Raw genomic sequence first — 6,783 nt, forward strand, 5'->3', positions numbered from 1 at the left:
GCAGGTGTCTGCGACACCCCCGGTTCGACCGTGCGGGGGCGTGCGGAATCCTCTATGTAGGCGGAGCTGCCCATGTGGGCGATGATCCTGAAAGAGTTCCTGGAACTGCGGCGCGACAAGCGCACGATGGCCATGATCATCGTATTGCCGTTGCTGCTCCTGGTGATCTTCGGCTATGCGGCAAACTTCCGCGTGGACAGCATCAAGACCGAGGTGGTCGGCCCGTCCGCGAGCCGGGTCGCCGCGCAGCTGAAGGCGCCGTTCGACGTCACCGAGGTGGAGGCCGGTGCGACTGAGTCGCAAGCCGAGGACGCGCTGCGCAGGGGGGAGGTCGGGGTCGCGGTGGTCACGACCGCCTCGTCGACCACCTCGATCGCATTGATCGACGGCTCGCAGCTGTTCACGGCTGAGTCTGCGGTCGCTGCCACGCAGGAGAGCGGCGGCCTGCTCAAGCCGCAGATCCTGTTCAACCCGACGCTCAAGACGTCTTGGGTGATGGTCCCGGCGCTGGTCGGTCTGATCATGGCGTTCATCGGGACGCTGGTCACCGCGATGGGCCTGGTGCGTGAGCGGCAGACCGGGACGCTGGAGCAGCTGGCGGTGATGCCGTTCCGGCCCTCGGACGTCATCGTCGGCAAGATCGCGCCCTACTTCGTGCTCGCCGCGGTCGACCTGATCCTGGTGACGGTGCTCGGCACGCTGCTGTTCGGGGTGCCGTTCGCCGGCAACGTGCTCGTGTTCGCACTCGGCTCGGCGCTGTTCCTATTCGTGGTGCTCGGCCTCGGAGTGCTGATCTCCACGGTATCCCAGACGCAGGGCCAGGCGATGCAGATGGCGCTGATGACCGTGATGCCGCAGGTCCTGCTGTCCGGCATGATTTTCCCGCTCGCTGCGATGGCCCCCGGGGTCCGCTGGATCGGCTACATCCTGCCTCTCACCTACTTCAACATGATCTCCAACGGCATCATGCTGCGCGACGCCCCGTTCACCTCGCTGCTGCTGCCGCTGGGGGTTCTGGCCGGCATGGCAGCGCTCGTTTTCACCGCCGCCGTGCTGCGGTTCCGCCGCGACTTGGCTCCCAGCATGCCCAAGCCCGCCAAGCAGGCGGCCACACCTGCGGGTGCCGCCTCGTGACCCGCCCCGGATCGGACACCGACGGCTGGGGCACGTTCGGCGTCACCATTGTGCGCGGCGGCGCCACCGCACTGAAGGACGTGACCCTTGCGGCGCCCCGCGGACAGGTCTCGGCCGTGGTCGGCGGCGACGGCGCCGGCAAGACCACGCTGCTGCGCGCCCTGGTCGGCCGGATCCTGCCAGTCTCAGGGCGCATCTCCGCCCCACCGACCGAGCGCTGTGGCTTCATGCCCACCGGCGCCTCAGGGGTCTGGCAGGACCTGTCGGTGAATGAGAACTTCGACTTCGTCGCCGCCGCGCACCACCTGTCCGGCGGTGCGCTTGCCGATCGCCGCACCGACTTGCTGGAACAGGCCGGTCTCACCGGCGCGGCCGACCGCCTGGCCGGCGACCTATCCGGCGGCATGCGGCAGAAGCTCGCCTTCTGCCTTGCCATCCTGCACCGCCCGGACCTGCTGGTACTGGACGAGCCGTCCACCGGCGTCGACCCCGTCAGCCGCGTCGACCTGTGGCGGCTGATCGCGAAGGCCGCTGCAGAGCACACCGCCGTCGTCATGGCCACCACGTACCTGGACGAGGCCGAGCGCGCCTCCACCTGCCTGGTCCTGGACCGCGGCGTCGCCCTGGCCCACGGCGCCCCCGACAAGATCCTCGCCTCCACCCCCGGCACTCTGACCAGCGGCGATGCCCCGACCGGCGACCCCGAGCTGTCATGGCGTCGCGGCCGGCAGACCCGCTCGTGGCACCCTGGGCCGCCCCATCCCGGGGAACAGCCCATCGGTGCGGACATGGAGGACTGCGTGATCGCCCTGACCCTGGCCGAGCAGCAGGCAGGTGCGGCGTGAGCGCCGTCGTCCTGGCCCGTGCCGACCGCGTCTCCAAGCGCTACGGCGCCTTCACCGCCGTAGGCGCCGTCAGCATGCACGTCGGCCCCGGCGAGATCGTCGGCCTGCTCGGCGCCAATGGCGCCGGCAAGACCACCCTGATCAGAATGCTGCTCGGGCTGACAGTCCCCAGCGATGGCGCGGTCAGCGTGTTCGGCCGAGTCCCGGACCGCACCACCCGTGGCCGCCTCGGGTACGTCCCACAAGGGCTGGGACTGTGGGACACCCTTACCGTCGCCGAGAACCTGGCCTTCGCCGCCGCCGCGTTCCACAACCACGAGGCCCCAGAGCTGCCGCCGGGACTACAGGCGGCGAGGAACCGGCAGGTCGCCGCCATCGGACTGGGCCTGCAACGCCAACTCGCATTCACCATCGCCCTGGCCCACCGGCCCGAACTACTGGTCCTGGACGAACCGACCTCCGGCGTCGACCCGCTGTCCCGCGCCCGGCTGTGGGACGCCGTCCACGCCCAGGCCGACAACGGCGTCGGCGTGCTGGTCACCACCCACTACATGCAAGAAGCCGAGCAGTGCGACCGGTTGATCCTGATGTCCCGCGGCAAAGCCGTCGCCTCTGGCACCGAAGCCGACATCATCGGCGACACCACCGCCCTGGAAATCGACACCGACTCATGGTCCGAAACCTTCGCCGTCCTCGACCGCGCCCGGCTGCCCGTCACCCTGGCCGGAACCCGCGTCCGTATCGCCGACACGCCGCGCGACGTGGTCGAGCGCGCTCTCGCGGGCGACGAGGTGGCCGCCACCATCCGTGAAGTTCCGGCCACGCTGGAGGAGAAGATGACTGCCCTTGACCGGGTGGCGACCACCAGCTGAACAGCCGATCGGAATCCTGCGGGCAGCCGGCGCCATAAGGCGCCGGCTGTGTTGTGACACTGCTCAAGATCCCTCTCACCGATAACCACGGTTCCTGCGTTCCCCGTCCCCGGTTAACGACACTCGAACGAGCCACAAAGTAACTCGTCGGTAGCTTGGGACGTCCGCGTTGACCCTGCAGGTCTGGTCAGAACACGTCCTCAACGGAGGGCTGCTCCATGGCCGGGCCGCCGCGATGGGGCGTCTGGACGTATTTCTCGGGTGGCGTTGGCAGTGCTTCGATGCATGCGGTGGAGCAGGCGTTGACCAGCAGCGGGAGCACGTCGGTAGCGACGCGGAGCGAGATCCAGGCCTGAACCGGGCCTGAGTTGCCGATCGGTGCGTCGCAGACGCTGCAGAACTGGATTGACGTGGCGCCCCATGTCCCTGGCCTGAGCTCGCCGATTCTGTCGACCTCGGTGGCGAGTCCGGGGAACGGCGGCCGGTACTTGTAGTTGCCGTACAGGGCACGGGTGCTGACGGTGCTGCGCTTGAGGTTGGGACAACGAGTCAGCTCGTACGGGAACCAGTGCAGCCGGTAGGAGGTGTACGCGGTGAACTCCTCCAAGCTCGTCATCCTGCCGATCTCCGGGGGGATGCGCACCAGGTTGCTTCGGTAAAGAACGAGATGACGTACGTCGGTCAGCTTGCTGATTGTCGGCGGGAGGGTGACGATCTGCCGCCGGTGCTCGGGGCTGAGCTCTGCAAGGGGTTTGAATTCCGCTCGTCGGTCTTCGGCCGCTTCCTCTATCAGTTCGAGGAAGTGCCGCCAGCCGGGCGCTCGGGTGTCCTGGCAGTCCTTGTGGAACTTAGCGATCTTCGGCGGCCGGTCGAGGCGTTTACCGAGGCATCGGCAAAGATCGTGGCTCGGACTGGTCATTGACTCGCCTTGACGTCGAGCGGGGCTCGCAGCTGCTCGGCGCACCGGGCGCGAACCGTCATCTTTAGCTCGTCCACGGTGGCTCCCCATCCGCCCTCCCACTCGTCTTCGACACCGTAGAGCCGACCAAGCGGAAGGTCGATCACGTCGCTGCGGTAGTCGATACGCGCAACGATGTCTTCAACCTGTTGGGCAACCCACCGCTCAGCAGCCTGCCCGGTCAGGCACATCTCGGCCATCTGCCGGAAGGCTTCGCTGGCCGCCGCCACCGCGCTGGGCGGCATTCTGATCCCCATCTCGGCCAGAGCGGCCGGAAGCAGATCGTTGACCTCGTGCGGATCTCGGCCGGTGAGCCCTGCCAACTCCCGCAGCGCCGGGCCGTCGTAGCCGTCTGCCAGCCATTGCGCGGCCCACCAGGGGACGTTCTCCGTCGGAGCGATGCCGAGGACGAACCGCGCCGCGAGGGCGTCCGGCGGTGGTACTGGGGTGTTGTAGCGGTCAGTCATTGCCGGGCTCCGGGTCTGCGGCGAGTTCCTCGAGGATGCGGTAGACGTAAAGCAGCATGTCAAAGCCCTCGTTGGCTTTGGCCGGGCGGGGGTACAACGGAGGGAGCCTCAGCGATCTCCAGTCCAACGCCGAGGTCCGCGAGATGATGACGGAGCACTAGCATCTCGCCGTGAGTGCCCCTCAGGCCGTTACGGCGCAGTTGGTCGGCACGTTGACGTGCTTCAGAGATGGTGTCCCTGTAGATGCGCCTGAAGGCTCGCATGATCGGCGTCGCAGATGTGGTCTCGGGCCCGACGGTGGCCACCCACTGTCCCGTCCGTTCGGTGAGGATGGTGCGGGCAGGCTCGGATGGCAGGCCACGCCCGCACTCGAGCCATTCGTTGCCGCAACCCGGGCAACGTGTCGCGAGGAACCACCGGTTCTCACCGTCGACCAGCGACTCGCCAGCGGTGTAATGCAGGCGGGTGTCGCAGAAGATGCACTCGTCATCGGGGCCGTCAAGGCGTGCGAAGACGCAGCCCGCCCACGGGTCGTCGCCAGCGGGGGCGGTGATGGGGCCGGTACTCATGCTCGTGCTCCGGACACGGCCGCCCCGCCGTCCTGAGCGGGGACACGCTGAAGTACCCGGTAGACCGTGGGTCTGGAGACGGAGAATACCTCGGCGAGGTCGGAGATGCTGTAGTCGCCGGTACCGTGCATGCGGCGTAGCTCGCGCTGTTGCTTGTCGGACAGCTTCGGCTGCTTGCCGCGCAGCTTGCCTTTCGCCTTCGCTACGGCCATGCCCTCGCGGGTGCGGGCCCGCAGCAGGTCGACCTCGAACTCGGCGAAGGTGGCGAGGATGTTGAAGAACATCTTGCCGATCGGGTCGGTCGGGTCGTAGACCTGCCCGCCAAGAGACAGCCGGACACCGCGGGCCGCGAGCGAGTCGCCGATTTCGCGCGCGTCGGGCACCGAGCGGGCCAGCCGGTCGAGCTTCGGCACGACCAGGGTGTCGCCGGCCCGGACCGCAGCCAGGGCCTCGCGAAGGCCGGGCCGGTCGCGGTTGGTCCCGGTCAGTCCGTGGTCGAGGTAGACGCGGTCCTCGGAGACGCCGAGCTCGCGCAGCCGATCGCGCTGTGCGGTGAGGTCCTGCTCGTCGGTGGAGCAGCGAGCGTAGCCGATGAGGATCGCGGTCACACCGAGAAGTGTACGGATGGGCCCCGCTGACCGAGACAATTTTCGTACCAGCTATGTGAGACGGCATCGGCCCTGGCCGCGCTCTCTCGTCCTGCAGTCTCGGTCGTGTCCGTTGAAGGATCCTCTTGCGTATACCTTGCCAGGCTTCTTGCTTCGCCCTACTGGACTTCGCTTCCCCTGGACGACCACATCCAGCGCGACCCCCGGACCTTCGGCACCGTCGTTGGCGGAAAGCCCCTGACCTGGTTGGACACGATGTTCACGAAGGACTTCGCGATACGACTCAGCATCCCTGGTATCGAGCGTTTCGTCGCCGAAGGCAAACGTACTATCGCACCTGGCTTCCAGAGGATCCCCGAACCGCGCTCAGGCATCCACTCCACACTTGGCGGCTGGGTACTGGACCGGCTTCTGGAACGCGCCGGTCTCCAACCCATCCCAAGGCACCGCCTCAGACCCGAACCGGACGCGTTCCGACACAGAGGTGCAACCACACACGTTCATCCTCAGTAGAACCCTGCAAGACTGGTCCCGTGACCCTTCCCGCCGGCAAGCTCACAGCGGTGTTAATGACTATCGGCTGCCTTGCCGCGTGCGGCGACTCGGGTGACTACCACCCCTATCACGGCGATGTCGGGACGAACGACGTCCAGGGAACCTGGACCGCAGGCTGCGGCGGAACGATTGAGCTCAAGCCCGGCGGAGCCGCCTCACTTACGAACGTTCCGTCATACAACGAACGCAAGATGTTCACCGACCCGAATATTCTGTACTCGGGTGAAGCGCGCTGGAACATCTCCCAAGGGTCTGGTTGGAAGTCCGACACGAATCCGCCGACTCTGGACCTCGTGATCCGGAACTTCAGTAGTCCACTACAGTTCGCAGCGGTCAAGGGCAAGCTCAGCCTGGCCCTGGACATCGGCCCTCTGGACAAGGACACCTACTGCAAGTACACGCGATCCGCCTCGGCTAGCGGGTAGTTGGTCTGGGAAAGGATCGCCACGAAGGCGGGAAGGGCCCCTCACGGTGAGGGTTGAGCCGACTATTTCAGCGAGATGGCTGCTCTTACGAGCGACCCTCGAGCATGTGGGCGTGCGCCCGCCGATTCACCGAGCTTCGGCGCACGGTAGGAGATAGCACTAACGAGCCGGGAGAAGAACCAAGTCGCTCCCCCGCAGTCGGCCTCGCCGCCGTCGCTACCTCGTACCTCGAAGCGGTCGGCGGTCAGCTCCCAACTGCGCGCGGATTCCCGAACCACGCACAGCCCCGACAGGACCCAATGCCGCTTAGCTAGTTTCTGATCAAGGTTCTGATCTGGTGGTTCGGTGTG

General features: G+C 66.9%; 8 protein-coding genes. 4 read left to right on the forward strand and 4 right to left on the reverse strand.

All coding sequences use genetic code 11. The features are described 5' to 3' along the window. The first annotated feature begins 72 nt into the window (after nucleotides 1–72). The 3 genes from ABD466_RS33775 to ABD466_RS33785 are packed head-to-tail and all read left to right on the forward strand — an operon-like array spanning nucleotide 73 to nucleotide 2,851. A complete protein-coding gene (locus tag ABD466_RS33775; protein ID WP_344661298.1) occupies nucleotides 73–1,134 on the forward strand; it encodes an ABC transporter permease in 1,062 nt (353 codons plus the stop codon). Beyond that, the gene (locus ABD466_RS33780; RefSeq protein WP_344661299.1) at nucleotides 1,131–1,979 is read left to right on the forward strand and encodes an ABC transporter ATP-binding protein; all 849 of its coding nucleotides are present in this window, start codon (nucleotides 1,131–1,133) and stop codon (nucleotides 1,977–1,979) included. The genes ABD466_RS33775 and ABD466_RS33780 overlap by 4 nt, the downstream gene beginning before the upstream one ends. Further along, a complete protein-coding gene (locus ABD466_RS33785) occupies nucleotides 1,976–2,851 on the forward strand; it encodes an ABC transporter ATP-binding protein (RefSeq protein WP_344661300.1) in 876 nt (291 codons plus the stop codon). Before ABD466_RS33780 ends, ABD466_RS33785 begins: the two co-directional genes overlap by 4 nt. A 187-nt stretch (nucleotides 2,852–3,038) precedes the next feature. On the opposite strand, the gene ABD466_RS33790 is transcribed toward ABD466_RS33785, so the two are convergent. The 3 genes from ABD466_RS33790 to ABD466_RS33800 all read right to left on the reverse strand — a co-directional run bounded on the left by ABD466_RS33790 (nucleotide 3,039) and on the right by ABD466_RS33800 (nucleotide 5,453). Continuing rightward, entirely contained in the window at nucleotides 3,039–3,770 is a 732-nt protein-coding gene (locus ABD466_RS33790; protein WP_344661301.1) for a leucine-rich repeat domain-containing protein, read from the reverse strand. After that, complete coding sequence (locus ABD466_RS33795; RefSeq protein ID WP_344661302.1) at nucleotides 3,767–4,276, reverse strand: hypothetical protein; 510 nt, start codon at nucleotides 4,274–4,276, stop codon at nucleotides 3,767–3,769. Before ABD466_RS33795 ends, ABD466_RS33790 begins: the two co-directional genes overlap by 4 nt. A 565-nt stretch (nucleotides 4,277–4,841) precedes the next feature. Further along, nucleotides 4,842–5,453 carry a recombinase family protein gene (locus ABD466_RS33800; protein ID WP_344661303.1) on the reverse strand — a complete coding sequence of 204 codons (612 nt, stop codon included), beginning with the start codon at nucleotides 5,451–5,453 and terminating at the stop codon, nucleotides 4,842–4,844. Between the two features lie 533 nt (nucleotides 5,454–5,986). Between ABD466_RS33800 and ABD466_RS33805 the strand changes: the two genes are divergently transcribed. Continuing rightward, complete coding sequence (locus ABD466_RS33805) at nucleotides 5,987–6,433, forward strand: hypothetical protein (protein ID WP_344661304.1); 447 nt, start codon at nucleotides 5,987–5,989, stop codon at nucleotides 6,431–6,433. A gap of 62 nt (nucleotides 6,434–6,495) precedes the next feature. On the opposite strand, the gene ABD466_RS33810 is transcribed toward ABD466_RS33805, so the two are convergent. After that, on the reverse strand, nucleotides 6,496–6,783 hold a 288-nt coding region (locus ABD466_RS33810; protein WP_425558814.1), incomplete at its 5' end, for a hypothetical protein.

The sequence above is a fragment of the Catenulispora subtropica genome, assembly GCF_039531675.1.
Classification (GTDB): Bacteria; Actinomycetota; Actinomycetes; order Streptomycetales; family Catenulisporaceae; genus Catenulispora; species Catenulispora subtropica.

Coding starts and splice junctions, on each gene's coding strand:
- ABD466_RS33775 (WP_344661298.1), top strand. CDS start 73: ATGTGGGCGATGATCCTGAAAGAGTTCCTGGAACTGCGGCGCGACAAG.
- ABD466_RS33790 (WP_344661301.1), bottom strand. CDS start 3,770: ATGACCAGTCCGAGCCACGATCTTTGCCGATGCCTCGGTAAACGCCTC.
- ABD466_RS33795 (WP_344661302.1), bottom strand. CDS start 4,276: ATGACTGACCGCTACAACACCCCAGTACCACCGCCGGACGCCCTCGCG.